Source organism: Sphingobacteriales bacterium, from assembly GCA_012517435.1.
Lineage (GTDB): Bacteria > Bacteroidota > Bacteroidia > CAILMK01 > JAAYUY01 > JAAYUY01.
Window position 1 is genome coordinate 1 of record JAAYUY010000219.1, and the last position, 25773, is coordinate 25773.

At 40.1% G+C, this 25773-nt stretch carries 20 protein-coding genes; 17 read left to right on the forward strand and 3 right to left on the reverse strand.

Translation table 11 applies throughout. The features are described from left to right. The 3 genes from gatE to tgt form a co-directional block, all read right to left on the reverse strand. The coding region (gatE, locus tag GX437_12160; protein NLJ08408.1) for a Glu-tRNA(Gln) amidotransferase subunit GatE at positions 1 to 1925 on the reverse strand (1925 nt) is incomplete at its 3' end. 138 nt (positions 1926 to 2063) lie between these two features. After that, positions 2064 to 3140, reverse strand: a complete 1077-nt coding sequence (locus tag GX437_12165; protein ID NLJ08409.1) for a YjgP/YjgQ family permease — start codon at positions 3138 to 3140, stop codon at positions 2064 to 2066. A gap of 4 nt (positions 3141 to 3144) precedes the next feature. After that, positions 3145 to 4275, reverse strand: coding sequence for a tRNA guanosine(34) transglycosylase Tgt (gene tgt / locus GX437_12170; protein ID NLJ08410.1), 1131 nt, complete (start codon positions 4273 to 4275; stop codon positions 3145 to 3147). Between the two features lie 150 nt (positions 4276 to 4425). Between tgt and GX437_12175 the strand changes: the two genes are divergently transcribed. From GX437_12175 to GX437_12255, 17 genes are all read left to right on the forward strand, one after another. Further along, complete coding sequence (locus GX437_12175; protein ID NLJ08411.1) at positions 4426 to 5547, forward strand: glycosyltransferase; 1122 nt, start codon at positions 4426 to 4428, stop codon at positions 5545 to 5547. A gap of 3 nt (positions 5548 to 5550) precedes the next feature. After that, complete coding sequence (gene rsmG / locus GX437_12180; protein ID NLJ08412.1) at positions 5551 to 6147, forward strand: 16S rRNA (guanine(527)-N(7))-methyltransferase RsmG; 597 nt, start codon at positions 5551 to 5553, stop codon at positions 6145 to 6147. A gap of 572 nt (positions 6148 to 6719) precedes the next feature. Further along, positions 6720 to 7115 carry a zf-TFIIB domain-containing protein gene (locus GX437_12185; protein NLJ08413.1) on the forward strand — a complete coding sequence of 132 codons (396 nt, stop codon included), beginning with the start codon at positions 6720 to 6722 and terminating at the stop codon, positions 7113 to 7115. A 12-nt stretch (positions 7116 to 7127) separates the two neighbouring features. Next, complete coding sequence (locus GX437_12190) at positions 7128 to 7685, forward strand: LemA family protein (protein ID NLJ08414.1); 558 nt, start codon at positions 7128 to 7130, stop codon at positions 7683 to 7685. Between the two features lie 19 nt (positions 7686 to 7704). Then, positions 7705 to 8913, forward strand: a complete 1209-nt coding sequence (locus GX437_12195; protein ID NLJ08415.1) for a M48 family metallopeptidase — start codon at positions 7705 to 7707, stop codon at positions 8911 to 8913. A 24-nt stretch (positions 8914 to 8937) separates the two neighbouring features. Further along, positions 8938 to 10806 (forward strand): aldehyde ferredoxin oxidoreductase, encoded by a 1869-nt coding sequence (locus tag GX437_12200; GenBank protein NLJ08416.1) that lies wholly within the window; start codon positions 8938 to 8940, stop codon positions 10804 to 10806. Positions 10807 to 10872: 66 nt separating this feature from the next. Further along, the gene (lpxK, locus tag GX437_12205) at positions 10873 to 11931 is read left to right on the forward strand and encodes a tetraacyldisaccharide 4'-kinase (protein ID NLJ08417.1); all 1059 of its coding nucleotides are present in this window, start codon (positions 10873 to 10875) and stop codon (positions 11929 to 11931) included. After that, the gene (locus tag GX437_12210) at positions 11915 to 12730 is read left to right on the forward strand and encodes a purine-nucleoside phosphorylase (protein ID NLJ08418.1); all 816 of its coding nucleotides are present in this window, start codon (positions 11915 to 11917) and stop codon (positions 12728 to 12730) included. The genes lpxK and GX437_12210 overlap by 17 nt, the downstream gene beginning before the upstream one ends. Then, complete coding sequence (locus GX437_12215) at positions 12727 to 14580, forward strand: putative porin (protein NLJ08419.1); 1854 nt, start codon at positions 12727 to 12729, stop codon at positions 14578 to 14580. The genes GX437_12210 and GX437_12215 overlap by 4 nt, the downstream gene beginning before the upstream one ends. A 22-nt stretch (positions 14581 to 14602) precedes the next feature. Further along, the gene (locus GX437_12220) at positions 14603 to 16639 is read left to right on the forward strand and encodes a hypothetical protein (protein NLJ08420.1); all 2037 of its coding nucleotides are present in this window, start codon (positions 14603 to 14605) and stop codon (positions 16637 to 16639) included. 139 nt (positions 16640 to 16778) lie between these two features. Further along, positions 16779 to 17120 carry a helix-turn-helix transcriptional regulator gene (locus GX437_12225; protein NLJ08421.1) on the forward strand — a complete coding sequence of 114 codons (342 nt, stop codon included), beginning with the start codon at positions 16779 to 16781 and terminating at the stop codon, positions 17118 to 17120. Between the two features lie 118 nt (positions 17121 to 17238). Further along, on the forward strand, positions 17239 to 18501 hold the full coding sequence (locus GX437_12230) for an asparagine synthetase B (protein NLJ08422.1): 1263 nt from the start codon (positions 17239 to 17241) through the stop codon (positions 18499 to 18501). Between the two features lie 180 nt (positions 18502 to 18681). Continuing rightward, positions 18682 to 21399 (forward strand): 2-oxoglutarate dehydrogenase E1 component, encoded by a 2718-nt coding sequence (locus tag GX437_12235; protein ID NLJ08423.1) that lies wholly within the window; start codon positions 18682 to 18684, stop codon positions 21397 to 21399. Between the two features lie 33 nt (positions 21400 to 21432). Beyond that, complete coding sequence (odhB, locus tag GX437_12240) at positions 21433 to 22665, forward strand: 2-oxoglutarate dehydrogenase complex dihydrolipoyllysine-residue succinyltransferase (GenBank protein ID NLJ08424.1); 1233 nt, start codon at positions 21433 to 21435, stop codon at positions 22663 to 22665. Between the two features lie 186 nt (positions 22666 to 22851). Next, positions 22852 to 23868 (forward strand): hypothetical protein, encoded by a 1017-nt coding sequence (locus GX437_12245; GenBank protein NLJ08425.1) that lies wholly within the window; start codon positions 22852 to 22854, stop codon positions 23866 to 23868. A 65-nt stretch (positions 23869 to 23933) separates the two neighbouring features. After that, positions 23934 to 24284 carry a DUF3127 domain-containing protein gene (locus GX437_12250; protein ID NLJ08426.1) on the forward strand — a complete coding sequence of 117 codons (351 nt, stop codon included), beginning with the start codon at positions 23934 to 23936 and terminating at the stop codon, positions 24282 to 24284. A gap of 173 nt (positions 24285 to 24457) precedes the next feature. Then, a partial coding sequence (locus GX437_12255) for a DEAD/DEAH box helicase (GenBank protein ID NLJ08427.1) occupies positions 24458 to 25773 on the forward strand: 1316 nt, incomplete at its 3' end.

The window sequence follows — 25773 nt, forward strand, 5'->3', positions numbered from 1 at the left end:
CCAAGTGCCTGATTCCGAAGCTGTCCCATAATCCAGCGAATATCAGCTCCTTCTTTTTTCGACCTGCGTGTCTGCTGATATTTTTCCTTTAAATATGGTATTCTTTCTATAATTGACTGTTTATCAACTTTTTTAAAGTTAACATAGGCCAATACCGAATCAAAATCCAGTTTGGGATGCTGATACAACTCCAGTATCATTTTCCGTGCAATGGCAAAATCTATGTTGTTGTTTTTCAAATAGGTAAACAAATCATACACTTTTTCGTAGCTGAATTCTTCTGATTCAGGCAATTTATTTTCAATATGTTTGACATAATGTGCCAGAAAGATGGCCGTAAATCTCGGACTGATTTTCAGGTCTTTTTCTATCCTTTCGAGCAATGGAACCAGATTTCTTTTCAGCAGAAATGTAAAAGCATCTTCAGGGACATTCCACTGCTGAAGCTGTCGGATTCTGTCGGCCACTAAAGGAGGCAGACCTTTTCTGATTTTTTCAATGTAATCTTCAGTAAGAGGAATAGGAGCAGAGTCGGTGTCGGGATACATTCTGTCGGGGCCGGGTAAAACACGCTCAAACATGGTGGTTCCATCAGGAAACGATTTCCGGGTTTCATTGGGTACGCGTTCAAATGCCAGTTTACATCTTTCTTCAATGGTTTCCAGTGCAGTCGGGATGTCATCTGCAGGTCCCCAGAACACCATCCATGCATCATCTTCCTGACATTCAAGCAGTTCTGAAATTTTCTGATGATTCTGCTCGGTAATGAGTTTTTCAAACATTTCTGAATGGATCATGTTGGGTTTTTCGATACATGCAATCACTTTCAGCCTGTCGCTGATTTCATCGGCAAAACATTTTCCCGGCTGTGTGAAATGCGATAAAATTCCTTTAAACGATGGCAGTTTCACCGCATACACAGGGATTTTTGAATTTCTTGCCTGCATGAGGGGCTCATAACTGAATTTAAAATCAGCCAGATTCAGTTGCTGATAAGTCATTTTCCATCCCGAAAAATCCGGCAGTTTTTTCAGCAACAGGTCTTTAATCCTAAGCAGGGCAAATTGTCTGAAAGCCTCATTGTGAGTCAGTTCCGGCATCCAGCTTGTATGTGCCACTCCCTTTATTTCCACCCTTGTTCCTCCCCTGCAGCTTACATTGACATCAGCCCTGGTGGAGCCAATTCCGGTACGCGACCTTCCCGTACTCCTGTTTAAAAACCGGATATAATCTGCCCCTTCCCTGACTTCATCCGGATTGATAAAATCGGGATAGGTAACAGTTTCGATCAGGGGCATGCCCAATCTGTCGGTCTTATAGATACGCCAGTGACCAATGTCAGAAATTTCACGACAGGAATCTTCCTCAAGGCTCAACTGAATTACCCTGACCTTTTTATGCCTGAGCTGTATTTCTCCTTCCACCCCAATAATAGCTGTCCGCTGAAAACCAGTCGGGATGGAGCCATCAAGGTATTGCTTGCGGGTTATGTGAACCTCCCCAACGATGTTGAGTTTGGTCAGAAGTGAGAGTTCAATGGCAATTTCAAGAGCTTCCTTGTCGAGACGGAATGGAGGGGTGTCGTCCACTTCGTAGGTACAGGCAGTATCGTTTTTTATCCTGTAAATGATATTCTTACGGGTTTTAAACTCCATGAGTGCGGTGCCGTCATATTCACCGAGTTCACTCAGAGTTGGCCTCATGTGGCGGATAATTTCTGCATCATAATCATCATCAGCGTGATAAATGCCAGCCGGACAACGGCAAAAAAGTTTACTTTTTGTTTTTAACTGTTGGTGAACTTCAAGCCCCGACATAAACCCGATTCTGTCATAATCGGACTGTTTTGCTTCCCTGCGTGAAACGTATCCTATTGCTCGTTTGCTATCCTCATAGTTTTGCAAAGGATTAAAATTTTCGCTCATTGGTATTGATTTCCTTTTTTTAATTCAACTTTTTTAACGCTGCCAAAAGTATTATTTTTAACAATATTGGAAATTTTTTAGGCAGAAAACTTTTACAATATATATAAAAGCCTGATATTCTGCAAGATTGAAGAATAATTACTTGGGAGCTAATCTCAGCATCACGATACCAAGTACGGCAAAGATGATATTGGGAATCCATACCGAAATCAGGGGATCAACGTTTCCTCTGGTGGCAAAAACCGTTGAAAACTGCATAAAGAAAATATAGCTGAAGGCAACCAGAATCCCCAGCCCAAGATGCATTCCGGTACCTCCCCTCAGCCTTCTGGAGGAAATGGAAAATGCAATAAGGACAAGAATAAAGGTTGCAAAAGGCATAGAAGTTCTCCGGAATCTTTCTATCTGGAGCGAAATAATCAATTCTTCCCCCCTCAATCGCTCTTCACGGATATAATTCCTCAGCTCAGGAGTGGTCATTATCTGCATATTGGAATTTTTTTGCCCAAAATCTTTTGGAGTCATCAGAATGGAAATAAAGGTAGTATCCCCTTTTTTAAGGCTTTCTTTCATGCCATTAAAGGTTCTGATAGTATAGTTGGTAACCATCCATTTTTTTTTGCTTTCAACCCACTTAATCCGTTGTGCCATCAATTTGTATTTCAATCTGACACCATCAAATTTCTCAAGAGAAAAACGACTTCCGCTGCTGTCAAAATTATTATAGTTTCTCAGAAAAATAAAGACATCGGGACTTACCTGCCTGTGAATCAATCCCCTTCCGGAATAATATGGCTTTTTAATGTAAACTTCTTCAAACAAAATCAACTTTTCGTTGCTTCTCGGAATGATAAAATTATTCAGATACCATGAGAGAGAGGTCAGAATAGCTGCTACGAGCAAATATGGTTTCAGCAAACGGTAGAAATTGGTTCCGGCACTCAGCAAGGCAATGAATTCGGTATTGTAAGCCATGCGCGAAGTAAAAAAAACTGCTGAAATAAAGATGAACAAAGGACTGAAAAGGTTAATAAAATAAGGGATGAAATTCAGGTAGTAATCAAAAATCACTTTCTTCAAAGGAGCATTGGTAGCCAGAAAATCATCAATTTTTTCAGCAAAATCAAAAACCACCGCTATGAAAATAAACAGGAAAATGGTAAAAATAAAGGTTACCAAAAACTTTCGGGCAATATACAGGTCAATGATTTTCATTATCTTAAAGTCTTCTGCTAAGTTTTTCTTTCATTTCTTTGCTCCATGATGAGAAATTTCCAGCCTGAATATGTTGTCTTATTTCTTCCATCAGCCTGAAGTAAAAAACCAGATTGCTCAGGGAAGCAATCTGCAAAGCAAGAATTTCGCCTGAAATAAATAAATGACGGATATAGCTTTTTGAATAATATTCATCAATAAACGAAAGCGCAGGTTGATTGACCGGAGTAAAATCATGTTTCCATTTTTCATTTTTGATATTGATCACACCTTCCATGGTGTATAGAATTCCATGGCGTGCATTACGTGTGGGAATCACACAATCAAACATATCTACTCCCAACGAAACCGCATCCAGAATATCTTCCGGTTTGCCCACACCCATCAGATAACGCGGACGATATTCCGGAAGTATGCTGCACACCAGTTCTGTCATTTCATTTCTGAGTTCAGCTGGTTCTCCTACTGACAGCCCTCCGATGGCATTTGCCATGCAGTTTTTTTCTGAAATATACTGAGCAGATTCTCTTCTGAGTTCAGGATACGTACTTCCCTGTACAATGGGTAACAAATACTGGGTATGCCCGTATAGCGGAATGGTATCATCAAAAGCTTTCAGGCATCTGTCGAGCCACTGGTGGGTAAGTTTCATTGATTTTTCGGCTACGAAAACATCTGCAGGCCACGAAGTACATTCATCAAAAGCCATGATAAAATCAGCTCCTATCATTCGTTGGATTTCAACTGCCTTTTCAGGGCTGATAAAATGTTTTGAGCCGTCAATATGAGATTGAAACTTCACCCCATCATCACTGATTTTACGGTTAAGAGCAAGACTATATATCTGATAACCACCACTATCCGTAAGAATATGTCTGTTCCACCCGATAAAGCGGTGAAGTCCTCCGGCTGAAGAAATTGTCTCAGTTCCGGGACGCAGATACAAGTGATAGGCATTGCCCAGTATGACCTCTGCCTGAATATCCCTTTCAAGTTCACGCTGATGGATGGTCTTCACATTCCCGAGTGTTCCAACCGGCATAAATACAGGTGTACTGATTTTTCCTCTTGTTGTTTCTATGAATCCTGTTCTGGCCTGACTATCCTGATCTCTTGCAGTAATTTCAAATTTCATCGGGTGTATAATCGGGATTATTTTTTATTTGCTTCATTATCAAAAACTTCGCAAAGGTCTTAATTTTTATTTCATTTTTCTCAGTTTAATGCAGATTGTTTTTGAAATTTGCACCGCCTTTACAACCTGATTTTTTAGCACTTTTAACTGATGAATGAGTTATTCAACAACATTTTTTTTATCCCTCTGATTGTCGCCCTTATTATTCAACTGGCATTTATCCTGGTTCTTTACGGACATCTTGCTTTCAGGAGAAAAAACAATTTCATGCCTGCCGATCATGAATTTGTGCCGGTTTCGGTAGTTATTGTTGCCAGAAACGAAGCAGATAACCTCTATGAACATCTTCCGAAAATTCTCAAACAGGATTATCCTGAATTTGAAGTCATTGTTGTTGATGATCAATCGAATGATGAAACTCTTGACGTTTTAAAGGCATTTAAAAAGCATTATTCAAATCTTCAGATTGTTTATATCGGGCAGGAAGTAAACGAAAGAACCGGGAAAAAGCTTGCCATCACACTCGGAATTAAAAAAGCCAGACATCCGCTTATTTTACTGACAGATGCCGACTGCTACCCACTGTCAGACAAATGGATACGATACATGGCAAGAAATTACTCTCCGGCAAGACCAATCGTTATAGGTTTTTCTCCTTATGAAAAAAAGAAGGGATTTTTAAACTACTTTATACAATATGATACTTTTAATACCGCTTTGAATTACCTCTCTTTTGCCTTTGCCGGCATGCCCTATATGGGTGTCGGACGTAATCTGATGTATTCAAGGTCTTTGTTTTTTCAACATGCTTTCAGCGGTCAGCTTCATATACCTTACGGTGATGATGACTTATTTGTCAACAAAATAGCTTTATCTTCAAACACTACTGCAGAAATTCACCCTGATTCTTTCATGGTCAGCAAGCCACACCATAAATTTATAAAATGGTACCGGCAAAAAAGACGTCATCTGAAAACCGGAAATGAATATAAATTCAGCCATCGTTTCTGGCTGGGATTTTCATGGTTCAGTTACCCGCTGTTTGTTCTTCTCTTCACCGGAGCCATACTTCAAAATCCTTATTCTTATATTATCTGGGGTATTCTGGCTGCCCGTTATTTTGCTATGTGGCTTATCTATTCCATCTCTGCCATTAAACTAAACTCTGCCCGGTTGATCTGGACTTTTCCCATCATGGAAGCCATTTATAATCTGCTTTATCTCCCTGTGATGGGATTAATTTCCCGCTTTTCCGCTAAAAACAGATGGTAGAACATGCGCTTGTATTTTGAAAAATATTTTCCGGAACTTGACGATAATCAAATTGCTTTGTTGCTGAAATACCATGATTTACTTCTGGAATGGAATCAGAAAATTAACCTTATTTCGAGAAAAGACACTGACAACATCATCCTTCACCATCTCATCCATTCTCTTGCACTTAAAAAAATATTCAGCCTGAAGCCAGGGATGAAGGTTGCCGATATTGGAACGGGAGGAGGACTCCCGGGAATACCTCTTTCAATCGTATTCCCTGAGAGTTATTTTACCCTGATCGACAGCATTGGAAAAAAAATTGAAGCACTGAAAGACATTACATCCCGACTGGGAATCACCAATATTTCGCTCCTTCATGCAAGAGCAGAAAAGATCACCATGAAATTTGATGTGATTATTGGCCGCGCAGTTGCACCTGTTGAGTCATTTGCTGCTACTGTTGGTCATCTTTTAACATCACAGGGTAAAATATTTTATTGGACCGGATATTCAGAACAAAAAGCCCGGATAAAAATTCATCATCTGAGTGATATGTTCGAAGAAGAATATTTTACCGGAAAAACTATCATGGAAGCAGACAAAACATTGTTCTAACCCATTTTTCCTGCCAGGTTTAATGAAATTTTCTCCCGTAAATAACCTTATGATTTGACATAAAAACCATAGCCCAAGGTTTAAACCTTGGGCTATGAATAAAACGCAATACAAAATTAACCGTTTCAACGGTTTTGATCCAGCTCCCTAAACATTAGGGATGGATTAGCAAATTGAAATAACTAATGTAGTCTATTATAAAAAATACGGACAGTAAAAGGAAACGAGAGGAAAAGAATAATGTGATTTACAAATGCTAATAGACTTATTCATCATTCGAAAAGACATTATTTTAAGATTTGATTTTAATCATGAGTTACAAATGACAACATTTTGGCCAAATGAGATGTCTGAATCACCTGTTTCCTGCCATGTTTAATGAAATTTTCTCCCGTAAATAACCTTATGATTTGACATAAAAGCTTTATTTTTACCATGGGTTGTTTTGTTTGTTTTTAGCAAAAGCTGCCTGTTTTCAGGCAACTTTTGCCAAATCCTTCAATTTATTTATTTCAGGCAGATGTGATCCCGATTGATATTTTTAAGCTTAATTTGTATCAAAATTTTAACTGATGAAATGTCCTTTCTGCAATGATGTAATGGTTATACTGGAACTCAACCAGATTGAAACAGATTTCTGTACATCCTGCAAAGGAATATGGCTGGACGGTGGAGAACTTGAGCTTCTGCTTCAGGATGAAGAAGCAATCAAAAAGCTTTTATCCAGTTTCGGAGAAGTTCATCCCCTGAATGAAAAAAGGCTCAGATGTCCGGTTTGCCGTAAAAAGATGGAGAAAACAGGTGCCGGTGAGAACCATAGCATTATCATTGATAAATGTATAAATGGTCATGGAATCTGGTTTGATTCCGGAGAATTAAATCGTCTGGCCGACTATGCGGCTAGCGGAGCTGACAACCCTTTATCTGCACAATTAAATGATGTCTTTAAATTTATACTCAAACAATAAAAGGAGGCAATTATGACCACAACATTAATTATTTTAGCAATCGTTATTTTACTGATTATCATTTTTATAGGCATGTACAACAGCCTTGTACGCTTACGTAATGCCGTAAAAAATGCCTGGTCGCAGATAGATGTACAACTGAAAAGACGCCACGACCTGATTCCTAACCTCATCGAAACGGTTAAGGGATATATGGTTCATGAAAGGGAACTGCTGGAAGCCATTACCAAATACAGGGCTTCTGCCATGGAAGCTCAGGGAGTTGGCAATATTTCCAAAGCAGAAGGGGCTCTTTCAGGAGCATTGGGACGATTGAATATTGCCATGGAAAACTATCCGGACTTAAAAGCCAATCAAAACTTTCTGGCATTGCAGGAAGAACTCAGCAGCACCGAAAATAAAATTGCCTTTTCCCGACAAAATTACAATGATCAGGTCATGATGTTCAACAACAAAATCGAAATGTTTCCTTCCAATATTATTGCCGGAATGTTTAATTTCAAACAGGCTGAATTTTTTGAAATTGAAGACAAAGCAGAAAGAGAAGTTCCGAAAGTTAGTTTTAAATAAAACCTAAAGGCCTCTTACCATGTGGGAACTTGTCAGGGCAAATAAACGTAAATCATTGATGCTGTTCATTTTAATGGGAATAGTATTGCTGAGTCTGGGTTATTTTATCGGGCTGTATGTCAAACCGCCTGAAGGTGGAACAGCCGGTTTGCTGATTGCTCTCGCCATCTGGGGCATATTATCTCTGATCAGTTTTTTTCAGGGAAACAAAATTATTCTGGCTATCAGCCATGCAAAAGAAGTTACACCTGACATTCATCCCAGATTATTCAATGTGGTTGAAGAAATGAAAATTGCAGCCGGTTTGCCAAAAATGCCTAAGGTTTACATCATCAACGAAGAAGCCCCGAACGCCTTTGCAACCGGATACAGACCTGATAATGCAGCCATTGCGGTTACCAGTGGATTGCTGGCAAGGCTCAACCGCGATGAACTCCAGGGTGTGGTCGCACATGAAACAGCGCATATTTTCAACAGGGATGTTCAGTTTATGACTGTTGCCGGGATAATGCTGGGGAGCATCGTCCTTATTTCACAGTTATTCCTGAGAAGCATGCTGTATTCAGGCGGCAGATACCGTTCCGATTCAAAAGGCGGGCAGGGACAGATTATTTTACTGGCCATCGCATTGATTTTCGCCATCCTTGCCCCCATTGCCGCACAGTTGTTATATTTTGCCATCTCACGTAAACGGGAATATCTTGCTGATGCTACTGCCGTCAGGTTTACCCGTTATCCGGAAGGACTTGCCAGTGCTCTGGAAAAAATATCTGTCAATACATCAGAACTAAAATCTGCAAATAAAGTTACTGCCGGAATGTACATTGTCAACCCTCTAAAAAGAGAAGGGATGAGGCTTTCTGACCTGAGCAGCACCCATCCACCCATTTCCGAAAGAATCAGAATACTGAGAAGTATTGCAGGAGGAGCAGGTTATCTGCAATACCAGAAAGCTTTTCAGCAGGTAACCGGGAAAGCTCAGCACATCATTCCATCCTCCGGATTAAAAGAAGAGGAAAATGCCGCGTTAAGAGATAAGCCTTTGGAAACAAAAACCCAGGCAACAGCTAAACAAAACAAACGCATACTGGGTGATCTGATGATGACAGTCAGCAGTTTTACCTTCCTGAACTGTTCGTGTGGCTTGAAAATAAAGGTTCCGCCTGAATTTACCAAAAAACAGGTACAGTGTCCGCGCTGCGGCAATTTTCTTCCATTGGTTAAATAATTTTTCAAAATAAAATTTTCAAAAATGAACCCGCAACTGAGAGTACTGATGATTGATGCCTCCTCTGGTTTCTATAAAACCATAAAGTTTAAAGTGGGTGATTTTTTTGGCCCCGTTGATCTGGGACTTCACCTTTCAGGCAAATACAATAGTATCAATATTGGAGCCGGATTGCTGGCAGGCTCCATTTTTCCGGGATCAAACCGTTTGATTTTCAATGGATTTTCAGATTGCTGGGGTGGATTTTATGTTTCAGCAATGGGAGGTGCTGCCCTTGTGTTTGATAATCTTGGGGTAAATATGGTCAGTTTTATCGGCAAAGCACCTACTCCTTCAGTTGTTTATCTCAACAGGGTTCACGGAGAAGAAATTGAAGTGGAGATCATGCCTGTTAAAATTCATCATCTCTGGAAAGAAGGCAGAGGTGGTTTATATGCATTGATGGATAAAACCCTTGAATTGTTTGGCAACAGATATGAAACGGAGCCACGTGTATTGGCAACAGGCCCCGCTGCTGAATCCACCGACTTCGGAGCCATCGCCTCTGCACCTGTCAAAGCAGGGAAAAATACTTATGTTGACACCTGGGCCGGACGAGGTGGCTTTGGGTCTAAATTATTACAAAAACATGGTATTGCTGCCATTATTTACGGAGGCACTTACATTGATGAAGATTTTACCGACAGAAATGTCGCTAATAAATGGTTTGAGGAAAAATATACCAAAAAACTTGCAGCCAAGGATATTGAGTCCACTACCAAATACCGCTTTGACCCGAATTTTAACACTGGTGGAACTTTTGGTGTCAATTACGCTTCACTTGCCGGAAGAATGGTCTCTTTTAACTATCAGAGTATCTATTTTGAAGAAGCCGAAAGAATTGAAATCCATAAAAAATTTATTCTCGAACATTATCTGAAACAGTTTAATGAAGAAACCATTCAGCAAAAACAACAATTCAATTGTGGTGAGCCCTGTGCAGCAGTTTGCAAGAAAATGAACAACCAATACAAAAAAGATTATGAACCCTACCAGACCATGGGCCCATTGTGCGGCATCTTCGACCAGAGAGCTGCTGAGCAGGTCAACCATCATGCCGATAGCTATGGATTTGACGCTATTTCAGTAGGTGGGGTTTTGTCGTGGCTGATGGAATGTGCCGACAAGGAATACCTGAATGTTAAAGAACTGGGAATCAGGGAAAAGCCTGTTTTTCAGCATAAAAATTTCAATATCGTTCAGGACTCCATGCATAATGCCGGTATTGCTGTTCAAATGCTTGACAACATTATCAAAGGTAAAATAAACCTCAGCGAAGGAGCCAGAAAGCTGGCCAGACAATGGTCGCGTCAGAAAGGGAAAAAAATTCTGGATTGCTTTGTTTACAATGCATTTGCCAGAAAAGGCTGGATGGTCCCCAATCAGTACTGGACACCCGGTGCTTTGGCTCCGATGGCGATTATGGGAAAATATTATATGTATTACGGAAATGAATTTGTGGAACCTCGTGAATTGGGAAGGCTCAATGCCGACAGGATGAAAAAAGAGCTTATCCTCGACAATATGGGCTTTTGCCGTTTTCACAGAGGCTGGGCAGAAGACATGCTACCTGACATCATCGAGTCCCTCTATGGACTTAAAAATCAATATCTTGAGAATATTAATTTTACAGCGAGCAGAATTTCTTCCCGCAATTCCTCTGTGTTTTGGGAAAGCGGGCGAAACATTGACATCGTCCACCGCTTTTTGCTCAGGAAAAAGGAAATAGATAAAAATGACGGTAATACTTTCCTCCACTGGCTGAACTATTTCAATAAAGATAAAGATTCAGCAGCATTAGATTTCTGGTTTGAAATGCTGAAAGGCTGCAGCGAAGTTTTAAGGGAATTCTGAAAAGAATATTATTATGCCAGTAATTTACAGGATTTTCAGCAGGTGCGACTTATCAATCAATCACTTATGATGAAGATAAATGTTGTACTCTTACCACTTGCGCTGCTTTACGACCTTGCCACAAGAATCAGAAACTATTTGTATCTTCACAATGTCCTTAAAGTATTCCATCCTCCCGTCAAAACAATAGCCATTGGCAACCTGAGCATGGGAGGAAGCGGAAAAACTCCCGTTGCTGAATACCTCATACGGCTTTTAAGCGAAGAGTTCGGCAACATTGCTTACCTCAGCCGTGGATATAAAAGAAAATCCAAGGGTTTTGTGATTGCCGGAGATGAAATTAATTACAGGAACATCGGTGATGAAGCCTTTCAGGTTTACAGAAAATTCCCCAACGTAACCATCATGGTAAGTAACAACCGGAAAGAGGCCATTGAATATTTTTCAGAGAAAACAGAAAACCAGGGACTTATCATCCTTGATGATGCCTTGCAACACCGTCAGGTCAGATGTGGGCTTAATATATTACTCACATCTTATCACAGGCCATACTTTCAGGATTTTATTTTTCCTGCAGGCAGTCTTCGTGAATCAAAGAAATATGCCAGCCTTCCAGACATCATTCTGATTACCAAATGTCCGCCATCGCTCAGCCAGAAACAGCAGGATGATTTTCTCAGCAAAATCAGGCCTCTTCCCCATCAATCCGTGTTTTTTACTTTCCTGCGGTACCTGCCGCTTTATCCGGCCTTTAGTCATGAAAATATTGATTTACAAAGCCTAAGAAACTTTCACATCATTACATTTACGGGAATAGCAGATACACGTCCACTTGAAGAATATCTGAATAGTGTCTGCAAAAAAGTTATTCCTGTTAAATTTCAGGATCATAAAGAATTCTGTAAGAAAAATATTCAGAGAGTTGCAGAAACATTTGAACATTGTCAGGCTGAGAAAAAAATTATCGTAACCACAGAAAAAGATTTTTCAAGGATTAAAGGCCTTGAAACAGAAAAATATTTAGAAAATTTGCCGTTGTTTATTTTACCGGTTGAAACAGCATTTTATGGTAATACCGGAAATTTGTTTAAACAAAAAATCCTTGACTATGTTGGAAAAAATTAAAGAAACAGTCAGCTTTATCAGACAACAAGCAGATTTTCAACCTGAATATGGAATCATCCTTGGTACCGGACTGGGAGGGCTGATCAAAGAAATAGACATCATCAAATCCATTGATTACAGAACATTACCTCATTTCCCTGTCTCCACTGTTGAAAGCCATGCCGGAAAACTTGTATTCGGTTATCTGGAGAAAAAAAGAGTGGTCGTCATGCAGGGACGATTTCATTATTATGAAGGCTATTCCTTTCAGGAAATCACTTTCCCTGTCAGGGTACTTAAATTATTAGGCATTAAGGCATTAATTGTTTCCAATGCCTGTGGTTCTGTCAACCCGGAGATGAAAACAGGTGAGTTAATGATCATAAAAGACCACATTAACCTGCTTGGCGGTAACCCGTTACGTGGTAAAAATATTGACGAACTGGGCCCCAGATTCCCCGATATGAGTGAGCCTTACAAAAAAGAATTCATCGACCTTGCCTTATCCATTTCCGGAAAACTTCCCATCAAAGTTCATTGCGGGGTATATGCCAGTGTACAGGGGCCAAATCTCGAGACACCAGCCGAGTATCGTTTTCTTCGCATAATCGGAGCCGATGTGGTTGGTATGTCAACGGTGCCGGAAGTAATAGTTGCCCGTCATGCCAGACTGCCGGTCTTTGCTGTGTCTGTCATTACAGATGAAGGTTTTCATGAAGAAAATCCGGCTGTTACATTACAGGATGTCCTTCAGGCTGCCGGCAATGCCGAACCCTACATGACTCAACTCATCAAAGAATTTATCAGTCAGCTTTCATGAACAGACACAAACTGATAAAACTGAATCTTTCCATTGGCATTCTGTTGTTAACCCTGTTTTCAGCCATTCCACATGTACTCAAGGCACAGAAAGACACCATTTTACCAGACACAAAATATCTGAATATCAATCCATTAAATTATCCTACAAATTTACGAACCTTTGATGATACCACCCTGAACCGCTTCCATTTGTTCGACCCTTTAAAAAGCTTTGATGACTTTTATACTTCAACAGCCGGAACCGGAAGCCCTTATTTCAGTAACAAACATCGTCTTTCGGAAAACAGTCTTCATTTTCCTGCTGCCAATGTCCCCGGTTTATTTCTCACTTTTCCTGAAAATATTTCTTTTTTCAACACTAAGACTCCATTTACCTACCTGTATTATGTTCAGGGAGGTAAAAATCTTCAGCAACTGAATGTACTTCATTCCCGGAACATTAATCCACTGCTCAACTTTGCCATAGCTTACAACCTCATGGGATTCAACGGGTTTTATTATCACCAGAAAGTGCAAAACAGCAATTTCCACATTTCCGCCAATTTCCGGACACCTGACGAACATTACATGCTTTTTGCCGCTTATTCAGCCGACAAATACATTCAGAATTGTAACGGAGGTATCAGTTACGAGGACTTCAGGCTGTTAAACTGGCAAAGGCGTCTGGTAGCACCTGTAGCCACTGAAAGTGCTTCCCAAAAAAATTTCCGGAAGACGCTTTTCATCTTTCATCAGTTGAATATCGGTCCGAAAGATTCCGCGAAAAAAGGGAACTTATATCTCGGACATCGTTTTTCATGGACAAAAAATGCTTACCAATATCTGGAAGAGAATCCGCTCAATGCCTGTTATCCCTTCATTTTTTACGATTCTACTGCCACAAACGACAGCATACACTGGCAGAATATTGAGAATCGTATTTTTCTTTCAAAATATGGTAGTCAATCTGAAATACCTATATTTCAGGCAGGTTTTATCCATCTTGCTTCCATCACACACCTCCGTCAACTCGATTCAAATCTGAACGCCTTTCTGGCATTTTTACATGGCAACATTATCTCAGGAAAATTTATACTGAAATATGATGCTGATTATGTGCTGTCGGGTCAGAATAAAAATAATTTTCATATTGATATTCAGCCACTTCTAATACTTTCAGACCGATATGCCCTTTTCCTGAAATCTGCCATCAGCCGAAAAGCTGTTCCCTTTTACCTGCAATATGCAACACTTAATCATCTGTCATGGGAAAATCATTTTCTTCCTTTTTCTGAATCATCCATTTCCTTAGGGATCAGCAACTTAAAAAATACCGATTATATTGATTTTCAATTTATTAATTTAAAGAACTATGTGTATGTCAATACTGATCTGTCAGCCATTCAATCACCGGCATCAATCAGCCTTGCTGTGCTTAGCATGCTGAAAAAACTTCGTATCGGCCATTTTCATTTTGATAATCATGCAGTTATACAATATTCTTCCGATGTGGCTGCCTATCCGCTCCCATCTTGGATGCTCAACAACCTGACTTATTTCAAATTCAACCTTTTTAAAAACAATCTTTCACTGGAAGCAGGTATAGATTGCCGCCTGACGGCATCGTGGCATGCCCCGTTTTACTATGCTCCCATGAATATCTTTTATGTTCAGGACAGCATTTCAGTTCCATTTTATCCTTATGGCGCTGTTTTCATCAACGGAAAAATTAAAAGAGGCCGGTTTTTCCTGCTGTTCGAGCAGCCTCATCAATATCTTTTCAAAGAAAACTCTACCTTTGTCATTCCAAATTACCCGATGACTCCCTTCAATTTCAGATTTGGCATTTCGTGGTCCTTTTATGATTAAAAAACCATTAAAATTCAGCAATATGAAAAAGTTAATCATTATGGCAGTTTTAGTTTCAATGTTTTCGGCCTGTCAGAAAAAAGCACAGGATAAAACAGCTTTTATTGAGGAAAAAACAATTTTACAGGCCATTGACAGCATAAAGGCACTGTATGGTGAAACTGAAAAATTCAGGTATGAAAAAGGTGTCAGGCAGGCGGCAGCACTTTGGAAAGAAAGTGATGGATCGGCTGAGGACTTCATCAATTTTTGCAAAACCTCTTTTGTCAATGATTCTGCTGCCAGATATGTCTTATTTGAAAAGCTATCCGGTTATTTTGAATCCATTTGGGGACTTTACAACAAAATGTCGCAGGATCTGAGAATGGCTGTTGACGTTGATAAAGGCGAAATCACAGAAATTGATGAGCTGTTTGGGGCATACAGCCCTTCAACTCACCTGACAGAAGACCTCTTTCAAAACAAAATTGCCTTTAAGGTTATTTTGAATTTCCCTTTTTATTCACTGGAAGAAAAGGAAAAGATGGGTGAAAAATGGTCGCGCCTCGATTGGGCCTATGTGCGCATGGGTGATTTATTTACCTCACGTATCCCGGCTGAACTGCTGATGAAGGCTTCAGAAGTACAGGCTAATGCCGACCTTTATATTTCTTCCTACAATATTTTCATGGGAAAACTGGTCAACATCAATGGCAATAAACTTTTTCCCGATGACCTGAAGCTGATTACCCACTGGGGACTTCGTGATGAAATAAAAGCCAATTACAGCAATCCTGACGGATTGGAAAAGCAAAAAATCATCTATGAAGTTATGAAAAGAATCATTGACCAGTCGATACCTCAGGAAGTAATCAATAAAAATGATTTTGTCTGGAATCCTTACACCAACAAACTCATTGACAATGGGAAAGAAAAAGACGGAATCCCAGAACCGAATGTCCGCTACCAGCATTTACTGAATAATTTTCAGGCAGTTAAAGCCATGGACCCCTTCAATCCCAATTATCCCACTTACATTCAGAGAAGTTTTGATGCCGGCATGGAGCTGACCATTGATCAGGTCGAAGCAATGTTTAAAGAAATGTGTTCGTCTGCTGAATTTAAGGAAACTGCAAAGCTTATCAGCAAAAGGCTGGGAAGAAAGCTTGAACCCTTCGACATCTGGTATGATGGGTTCAAACCAAGAAGCACCATTTCTTCAGAAGTGCTTGACGAAACAGTCAGAAAAAAATATCCGACAAAAGAAGCATTCGAAGCCGGGATGGCTGAAATACTGACAAAACTCGATTTTAGTCCGGACATGGCTAAATTTATTACTTCCAAAATCGAAGTCGATGCTTCAAGGGGAGCCGGCCATGCATGGGGCTCTGAAATGAAATCCGAAAAAGCACGGTTAAGGACGAGAATTGAAACAAATGGAATGAATTACAAAGGCTACAACATTGCCATTCATGAATTTGGACATAATGTCGAACAAACCATCAGTCTCCATCATGTTGATTATTACATCCTTCACGGGGTTCCCTCGACAGCATTTACAGAGGCTCTGGCTTTTGTTTTCCAGAAAAGAGACCTTGAACTGTTGGGTATGCACAATACCAACCCACTCAAAGAGTACCTCGAAACACTGGATGTTTTCTGGTCAACCGTTGAAATTATGGGCGTTTCCCTGGTCGATATGAAAGTATGGCGCTGGCTCTACGATCACCCTGAAGCCGATGCTGAACAATTGAAAAAAGCTGTTACAGAGGCCGCTATTGAAATCTGGAATACTTATTTTGCCGAAGCTTTTGGTATTAAAGACCAACCTATTCTCGCCATTTATTCCCACATGATCGATTATCCGCTGTATCTGTCTGCTTATCCTGTGGGGCATCTGATTGATTTTCAGATTGAAAAACAAATTAAAGGTAAGAAATTCGCTGATGAGATCATCAGGATTTATTCTCAGGGAAGAGTTATCCCTCAGCTGTGGATGAAACAGGCAACCGGCAAAGAACTTTCGCCAAAACCCATGCTGGAATCAGCCCGTGAAGCCCTCGAAAAAATTAAGGACTAATTTAAGATTAAGGAAATCAAATCTTTACATTTTGAATTTTTTTCTTAATAAATACATAATTGATTAATAAAAAGTTTCTATTTTTGAACCGATTTATTCAGATACTTTAAACGCATTAAACAACAAAAATATTAATCTTATGGCAAAACGTAAAAAAGAAGAAGGGAAAGAAGTGGTTGATACCCCTATTACCAGAGCACTCGACAGTGACAAGCTTGATTGTATGGCAAGTAAACTTAAGGCACTAGGTCATCCTGCCAGAATCGCCATTATCGAATTACTCGAAAAAAATGATAAATTACCGGTAGGAAAAATCCAGGCCATGCTTGATCTCGAACAAGCTGCAACCTCTAACCATCTACGTATTCTCAAAGACCAGAATATCGTAAAATCGGTAAGAGATGGCAAAAGCAAACTGTATTCACTTCGTACACCCCAGATCAAAGACATTATCGATTGTATCGAGAAGTGCAAAGACTAAGTCTCCGATGAAAAACACAGTTTTAAACCCGGCTCAGGCCGGGTTTTTTTTTACACATACACCATTATTTTTACGTGGCAAAAAATTTGTGTTATTATCTATTCCAAAAACAATTTTCATGAAGATAAAGCTTTTCTTTACCCTTTCATTCCTGATGTTATTTCAGGGACTATTTGCCGCTTATTTACTGATTCCGATGGATGAAAGCCAGAAGAATCACCTGAAAGCCTATGGCATTACCTATTGGGTACTTCAGGCCAACGTAACTGCTGAATGGTTGTTAAACTACAGGGGAGGAAGCTTTGTGTTTATTTATTCAAAAACTGCTGAAAGTGAATGCCAGATACGTGGGGTCAGCTATGAAGTGATTGCAGATGCCCAATATCAGAAAATCATTGAAGAGATTGCCAACCCTGAAGTTAATATGGAGGTAGTCAAGCTTGAAAAAGCGCCTAAAATTGCCGTTTACTCTCCCAAGACCAAACAGCCCTGGGACGATGCCGTTACCCTCGTACTGACCTATGCAGAAATCCCCTATGATGTGGTTTATGATGATGAAGTCCTTCAAAACAAGCTCTTCCTTTACGACTGGCTCCATCTTCATCATGAAGATTTTACGGGACAGACAGGTAAATTTTACAGCGGTTATGCTTCACAGGCATGGTATAAGGAAGAAATACGTGAAAACAAAGAAATTGCAGCCCGCTGGGGATATTCTAAAATTTCGCAGTTAAAGCTTGCCGTAGCAAAAAAAATCAAGGATTTTGTTCTGGCTGGCGGCTATTTGTTTGCCATGTGTGCGGCTGCCGACACTTACGACATTGCCCTTGCTGCCGATGGTGTTGATATTTGTACCCCTGAATTTGATGGTGACCCAATCGACCCTAATGCCGACTCCAAGCTAAACTTCAACAATACCCTTGCATTTCAGAACTTTACGCTGGTGAAAAATCCCTATATTTATGAACATTCCTCCATTGATGCCACTGAAGATCATCGAATGATCCCCGAGGAAACAGACTATTTCACGCTTTTCGATTTTTCTGCCAAGTGGGACATCATTCCTACCATGCTTTGCCAGAACCATACCCGTATTATCCATGGCTTTATGGGACAGTCAACTGCTTTCAGAAAAAAATACATCAAACCAGAAGTACTCATCATGGGCGAAAACAACTCACTGAATGAAGCACGTTACATTCATGGTGAACTGGGTAAAGGGATGTGGACTTTTCTGGGAGGCCATGATCCCGAAGATTATCAGCACTTTGTATATGATCCCCCTACCGATCTGAACCTCTATCCCAACTCTCCGGGATACCGCCTTATCCTCAACAATGTTTTATTCCCTGCTGCTGAAAAGAAAAAACAAAAAACCTGATTCCTTTTGCCCATTTATACTTCTTCGTTTGTCGATGAGTATTTCTCTTCTAAAAATCCGACTCAGAATGATAGCAGCCATCAATTCTCATATTTCTATTTTATTATTTAAACTTAATGAAATCAATCACTTAACTTTGCAGATACATTAAAAGACTGATACTGACAAATTTCAAGGAAAATGACAAAAAAACTTCCATATCCAGGCAATGCCCCCATTTCTGAAATTGAAGATTTATATAAAGATTACCTGAATAATCCTGAATCGGTAGAAGATAGCTGGAGATACTTTTTTGAAGGATTTGAACTTGCCAGAACTACCTATCATGAATCTGAACAATCCGATCTGATATTTGCAGATGAATTTAAAGTCATCAACCTCATCAATGCCTATCGCATGAGAGGACATCTTTTTACCCGTACAAATCCTGTCCGTAAAAGAAGACAATATTTCCCGACACTTGACATCACTAATTTCGGACTGAACGAATCAGACCTTGAAAAAAGTTTCAAAGCCGGCAACGAATTGGGAATCGGTCAGACCAGCCTGAAAAACATTGTTCAATACCTTGAAGATACCTATTGCCGTTCGATTGGGGTGGAATACATGTATATCCGTAATCCAAAAAAAGTTGAATGGCTGAAAAATAAAATTGAGCAAAACAGGAACACGCCACACTTTGCTCCGCATGTCAGAAGGCAGATACTTCAAAAACTGGTACAGGCAGTCGGATTTGAACAGTTTTTACATAAAAGATATACCGGCCAGAAAAGATTCAGCCTCGAAGGATGCGAAGCCCTTATCCCTGCGCTTGATTTTGTTATTGAAAAAGGTGCTGAATTGGGGATCAAGGAATTTGTCATTGGAATGCCTCACCGGGGAAGACTAAACGTACTTGCCAACATCTTTAATAAATCTTATCAGCAGATTTTCAGTGAGTTTGAGGGTAAAGGCTATGATGATAATTTTTCGCTTGGTGATGTTAAATATCATCTGGGTTATTCTGCTGAGATGGTTTCGAGGAAAGGGGAAATTATCAAACTTCACTTGTCGCCCAATCCATCACACCTCGAAGCTGTCAATCCGGTGGTGGAAGGTATTACAAGAGCAAAAATCGACCATGAACATCATGATAATTATTCCTCCATTTGTCCGGTACTGATTCACGGAGACGCAGCCATTGCCGGTCAGGGAATTGTTTATGAAGTTGTCCAGATGGAAAAACTGCTGGGATACCGTACAGGAGGAACCATTCATATTGTGGTCAACAACCAGCTTGGATTTACTACCGACTATATAGATGCCAGATCAAGTACTTATTGTACAGATGTGGCAAAAACCACCCTTTCTCCTGTTTTTCATGTCAATGCCGATGATCCTGAAGCTGTTGTCCATGTCATTCAACTGGCTGTGGAATACCGTCAGACCTTTCACAATGATGTGTTTATTGACATTCTTGGTTACAGGCGCTACGGACACAACGAAAGTGATGAGCCACGCTTTACCCAGCCCACCTTGTATAAAATCATTGCCAGACATCCGGATGTCAGGAAAATTTATGCTGATCAGCTTATTTCAGAAGATATTGTTTCTCAGGCAGATGCCGACCGAATGGTAACGACCTTTGAAAATATGCTTCAGGATAATCTTCTGGAAGCAAGAAAAAAAGGATTGTCACACATTGAGGCTATTTTCAGCAGAAACTGGTTTTCCATACTCACTGCCAACGAGGCTGATTTTGAAGACAGCCCTGAAACAGGCGTGCCTGCCGGAATTCTGAAAGACCTCAACAGGAAAATCAATATTCTTCCTGAGGGAATAGCATTTTTTGATAAAATAATCAGGCTGGTCAGACAAAGGTATGAAACCATTGAAAATGAAGGAAATATCGACTGGGCATTGGCAGAACAGCTTGCCTTTGCCAGCCTTCTTTTTGAAAAAACACCAGTCAGGTTATGTGGTCAGGATGTGGAAAGAGGAACATTTTCCCAAAGACATGCGGTTTTAAATATTGAAGACACAAATGAAAAATATATTCCGCTGAATAATCTGGGTGAAGAATACCCAAAATTCCGCATATTCAATTCATTGCTCAGTGAATATGGAGCTTTGGGGTTTGAGTACGGATATGCCATGGTATCTCCGGATTATCTGACTATCTGGGAAGCACAGTTCGGTGATTTCTCAAACGGAGCTCAAATCATTATTGATCAGTATATCAGCAGTGCTGAAGATAAATGGAAGATCATGAATGGCCTTATCATGCTTCTTCCTCATGGGTATGAAGGTCAGGGTCCTGAACACAGCAGTGCCAGAATTGAACGTTTTCTGGTTCTTTGCGGCAACCTCAACATGCAGGTGTGTTACCCCTCCACTCCCGCCAATTATTTCCATTTACTCAGACGACAGATAAAACGGGATTTCCGAAAACCATTGGTCGTTTTTACCCCGAAGAGCCTTCTCAGGCATCCTGCCTGTGTTTCATCCCTCAATGAACTGGCTCAGGGTAAATTTCATGAAGTTTATGATGATTCTTCCGTCAACCCTGAAAATGCTGAAAAAGTAGTGATTTGTTCAGGAAAGATTTATTATGAATTAATGGAGGAACGACTGAAAAGAAATGAAGTAAAAACAGCCATTATTCGGCTGGAACAATACTATCCCCTGCCCAACCATCAGCTTAATCAGCTTAAAAACAAATATTTCAAGGCAAAAAAATGGCTTTGGGTTCAGGAAGAGCCCATCAATATGGGGGCATGGCCATTCCTTAACCGTAAATTAAAAGGGTATTTCGATCATGTGGTTGCACGTTTTGAGAGCGGAAGTCCGGCCGGAGGGCTGAATATCAATCACGTACTACGACAGAATGCCATTATCAACGAAACCTTCAATATTTAACAGTATATCAATCATTTAAAATAAAACAGTTTTATGATTTTTGAATTAAAAGTTCCTTCTCTCGGAGAGTCGGTCAGCAATGCGGTCATCGCTAACTGGCTTGTGGCTGACGGAGATTTTGTCGGTAAAGATCAGGAAGTTGTTGAAATTGATTCAGATAAAGCCACTGTTGCCGTTAGTTCTGAGCAAAGCGGAAAAATCAGCATACTGATTCCTGCCGGTGAAAAGGTGGGAATAGGTGATGTCATTGCTACTGTTGATACTGAACAAACTGGTAATCAAACCAGTAAAGTAAAAAAAGAAGAAACGGAAGAAGAAGCCTCTGTTATTCCTGAAAAACAAAGCCAGTCAACTGACTCAGAAGAGAAAGCACAGCCCCGGCAGGATGTCAGAGTCAGCATCTCTCCGCTGGCTGAAAAATTAATTAGTGAAAATCAGGTAGATATTGAAGAACTTATTCACGACAAGCTTATCAGGATTACGAAAGGTGATGTGGAAAAATTTCTCCAAAAGCCAACAAAACCCAAACAGGAAATTAGCCGTGAAGAAAGCCGTGAAGAAATGACCACGCTTCGTAAGAAGCTTTCAGAAAGGCTTGTTCAGTCCAAAAATCAGACAGCTATGCTGACTACCTTTAATGAAATTGACATGAGCCGTCTGATTGAAATACGGAAGAAAAATAATGAAGAATTTCAGAAGAAATACGGGATCAAACTGGGCTTTATGTCTTTCTTTACCAAGGCAGTAACCCTGGCGCTTGATGAGTTTCCTCAGGTTAATGCAAGTATTGAAAACAGTGAAATCGTCTATCATCACTATAAGGATATTGGAATAGCCGTCAGCACGCCCAAAGGCCTGATGGTTCCTGTCATCCGCAATGCAGAAGCCATGGATTTATTCGAAATAGAACTGAAAATCAATGAACTGGCAACAAAAGCCAGAAACAAAAAACTCAGTCTTGACGAAATGAGCGGAGGTACCTTTACCATCACCAACGGAGGTGTATTCGGTTCATTACTTTCAACACCGATCATCAATCCCCCTCAGGTTGCCATACTGGGCATGCATAAAATACAGGAACGTCCGGTTGGCATTGACGGAAAAATTGAGCTCCGCCCGATGATGTATGTGGCACTTTCTTACGACCACCGTTTGATTGACGGAAAAGAATCGGTCAGTTTTCTGGTAAAGGTTAAAGAGTTGCTGGAAAATCCGGTTAATCTGGCTTTTGGGAATGACCCTCTGAGAAGTTTATTGGGATTGTAACATAACTTGCTTCACCGGTTTACCAGCAGAATTTTCAGAATTCAGGGAATTACACCTTACATCAACAGAAGTATCATAAACACCTAAGCCATTTGTACGTAACAAGCAAAAAGTAAATTGTTCGGGCTGTCCACAATATCAATCTGGTATAATACCATTCATCTTCATAAATTTGCAAAAAAAATCATGAAAATAATTGCCCTGTGCCTGTTCCCCATCATTCTGTTTACGACATTCACCAGTTGCCAGCCTGTAAAAATATTTGAGAAATCCGGAGGTATTCAGCTTACATGTGTACTTCCCGACAACTCTGCTGAAACTTTTAAACTGACCGAAAACATCATCAGGCAGCGATTGTCAGCTATCATTAAAGATAATATCAACATTTATAATTCTTCCGGAAAAATGGTGATTCAGATTCCCGGACTTTATCAGGACGACCTTGAAAGGATTAAATTCCTTTGTTGCTCGCAGGGGAAAATGGACTTTTGGGAAACTTATGACATTAATGAGATTGTCCCCTACTTAAATCAGATAAACGATACACTTTACAAGCTTTTTCTCCATCACCAGCTTGATATAGTGAAAACCGGTCTTCAGCCGGAAGAGATAACTGACTCTGTTGCACGACATCTTTTGTTTCGTCTTTTATACTTACCGGTTATCGAAACAGAAGCCGGAACTGAATTCAGAAAAGGCCATTGTCTGGGTAATGCTTTACTATCTGATACGACAGTGCTTAATTATTTATTTAAAATACCGGAAATCTCCAGATTGCTGCCTTTTGATTTACAACTCTTATGGACATCTTATTCAAAGCAATATCATGAAGAAGAATACATTGAAATGATAGCCACAAAAACAAATTATTCCCACCGTTCATTGATCAATGAAAATTCTGTCATCAATGTCAAAACCTTTGAATTGAAATGGGGAGGCTATAGCATTGAAATGGAATTTAATCCGGAAGCAACTGAAATCTGGAAAAGAATGACAAGCAATAATACCGGAAAAAGCATTGCCATTGCCATTGACGGAAGGGTGAATACTTACCCATGGGTGGTGCAGCAAATCACCAACGGAAGGTCGCAGATTTCAGGAAATTACACCAAAGAACAGGCAGACAACTTTTGCATTCTGCTTAAAAACAAGGCACTCCCGGCAAGTTTAACTGTTGATCAATCAGAAATCATCAAAAGGTAATTATTCCAATTCCGATGAAATCAGTAATTTTGCTTTGAATAATATTTTTTGACAAAACCCGTGAAATGGAAATACAGGGAAAATTAATTAAAATCCTGCCCCTTCAGACAGGAGAAGGTAAAAATGGCACCTGGAAAAAACAGGAATTTATTCTGGAAACGGATACAGCCTACCCGAAAAAAATATGTTTCTCTCTTTGGGGTGACAAACTCAATATGTTACAAGGAGCTGAAGGACAAAGTGTTACTGTTGGTTTCGATCTGGAAAGCCGTGAATACAACGGGCGCTGGTTTACCGAAGCCAAAGCCTGGAAAATTGAGATCCTTTCCGGTTCCAAATCCCCAGACAATGAAAAAGAAGACCTCGACTGGCTCGATTCACAACAGGGTGATACGGAGACAGACCTCCCTTTTTAGTTTTTCCTTTCTGTTTAATAATTATTTTTATAAATCAATCTTTAACTTTACCTTTGCACCTGAATTTTTTACCTTCAAAAGTTTTGTCATTCAATAAATTACTCTTTTCATTGTAACAATTCAACTCAGAATTTTTCAACATGCTATTATTTTTAAATTAACAAAACAACATCATGAATTTTACAGAAATGGGGTTAATCCCCGAACTACTCCAATCTGTTGCAGAAATGGGATTTCAATATCCAACACCCATTCAGGAAAAAATAATTCCCCAGATACTGACCAACCATAACGATCTGGTTGGGCTTGCCCAGACCGGAACCGGTAAAACGGCTGCTTTTGGCTTACCCATCCTACAAAATATTGAGATGTCAGGAGATGATATTCAGGCACTTATCCTGTGTCCGACCCGTGAGCTCTGCCTTCAGATCACCAACGATTTTATGAGTTATGCAAGGCATCTTCCTGCGATTAAAGTATCAGCCGTTTACGGTGGTGCAAGCATAACAGCCCAGATCAGAGAACTCAGGGATAAACCGCAGATCGTTGCGGGAACTCCGGGCCGAATCCTCGATATGATCAAAAGGAAGGCATTAAAAATCAACAACATAAAATATCTTGTCCTCGATGAGGCAGACGAAATGCTGAACATGGGATTCAAAAACGATATGGATGCCATTCTGGAAAATACACCCGCTTCAAAACGAACATTTTTGTTTTCTGCTACCATGCCGGTCGAAATTCGCGACATGGCGCTGCGCTATATGCACAAACCTCTTGAAATCACTGTCGGGAAAAGAAATGCAGGTGCTGAAAATGTTTTTCATTACTATTATGTGGTGAATCCGCACGACAGATATGAAGCACTCAAGCGGATTATTGACTTCAATCCTGAAATCTATGGAATTATTTTCTGCAGAACACGTAATGAAACGAAGGAAATTGCCGATAAACTGATGCTGGAAGGCTACAATGCCGATACTCTCCATGGCGACCTATCACAGGCACAGCGCGATTACGTCATGAACCGTTTCAGGCTAAAACACATACAGTTGCTGGTCGCTACCGATGTTGCTGCCCGCGGACTTGATGTCAGCGACCTGACACATATCATCAATTACAATTTACCAGATGATATGGAAGTGTACACCCACCGTAGCGGAAGAACCGGAAGAGCTGGAAAAGAAGGTATTTCGGTTTCCATTATTTCAAAACGGGAAGCTGATAAAATCAGGCATCTCGAACGCTCCACAGGGAAACACTTTATACAGCAACAGGTGCCGGGTGGCAACGATATCTGCGAAAAACAACTGTTTAGCCTGATTGACAAAGTTGAAAAAATCGAAGTAGATGAATCATTGATACACAAATACTTACCTGTAATCTTCAACAAACTTGCCTGGCTCGACAGGGAACAACTCATCAAGCATTTTGTATCTATTGAGTTTAACCGTTTTCTGAATTACTATAAAAACGCTGCTGATTTGTC

Bases quoted from the DNA above. Each gene is read 5' to 3' on its own strand.
- GX437_12225 (NLJ08421.1), top strand. From the start codon at position 16,779: ATGGCAAAACGTAAAAAAGAAGAAGGGAAAGAAGTGGTTGATACCCCT.
- odhB (NLJ08424.1), top strand. From the start codon at position 21,433: ATGATTTTTGAATTAAAAGTTCCTTCTCTCGGAGAGTCGGTCAGCAAT.
- GX437_12250 (NLJ08426.1), top strand. From the start codon at position 23,934: ATGGAAATACAGGGAAAATTAATTAAAATCCTGCCCCTTCAGACAGGA.
- lpxK (NLJ08417.1), top strand. From the start codon at position 10,873: ATGATGAAGATAAATGTTGTACTCTTACCACTTGCGCTGCTTTACGAC.
- GX437_12215 (NLJ08419.1), top strand. From the start codon at position 12,727: ATGAACAGACACAAACTGATAAAACTGAATCTTTCCATTGGCATTCTG.
- GX437_12230 (NLJ08422.1), top strand. From the start codon at position 17,239: ATGAAGATAAAGCTTTTCTTTACCCTTTCATTCCTGATGTTATTTCAG.
- GX437_12190 (NLJ08414.1), top strand. From the start codon at position 7,128: ATGACCACAACATTAATTATTTTAGCAATCGTTATTTTACTGATTATC.
- GX437_12210 (NLJ08418.1), top strand. From the start codon at position 11,915: ATGTTGGAAAAAATTAAAGAAACAGTCAGCTTTATCAGACAACAAGCA.
- GX437_12245 (NLJ08425.1), top strand. From the start codon at position 22,852: ATGAAAATAATTGCCCTGTGCCTGTTCCCCATCATTCTGTTTACGACA.
- GX437_12165 (NLJ08409.1), bottom strand. From the start codon at position 3,140: ATGAAAATCATTGACCTGTATATTGCCCGAAAGTTTTTGGTAACCTTT.
- GX437_12200 (NLJ08416.1), top strand. From the start codon at position 8,938: ATGAACCCGCAACTGAGAGTACTGATGATTGATGCCTCCTCTGGTTTC.
- GX437_12195 (NLJ08415.1), top strand. From the start codon at position 7,705: ATGTGGGAACTTGTCAGGGCAAATAAACGTAAATCATTGATGCTGTTC.
- rsmG (NLJ08412.1), top strand. From the start codon at position 5,551: ATGCGCTTGTATTTTGAAAAATATTTTCCGGAACTTGACGATAATCAA.
- tgt (NLJ08410.1), bottom strand. From the start codon at position 4,275: ATGAAATTTGAAATTACTGCAAGAGATCAGGATAGTCAGGCCAGAACA.
- GX437_12175 (NLJ08411.1), top strand. From the start codon at position 4,426: ATGAATGAGTTATTCAACAACATTTTTTTTATCCCTCTGATTGTCGCC.
- GX437_12220 (NLJ08420.1), top strand. From the start codon at position 14,603: ATGAAAAAGTTAATCATTATGGCAGTTTTAGTTTCAATGTTTTCGGCC.
- GX437_12235 (NLJ08423.1), top strand. From the start codon at position 18,682: ATGACAAAAAAACTTCCATATCCAGGCAATGCCCCCATTTCTGAAATT.
- GX437_12185 (NLJ08413.1), top strand. From the start codon at position 6,720: ATGAAATGTCCTTTCTGCAATGATGTAATGGTTATACTGGAACTCAAC.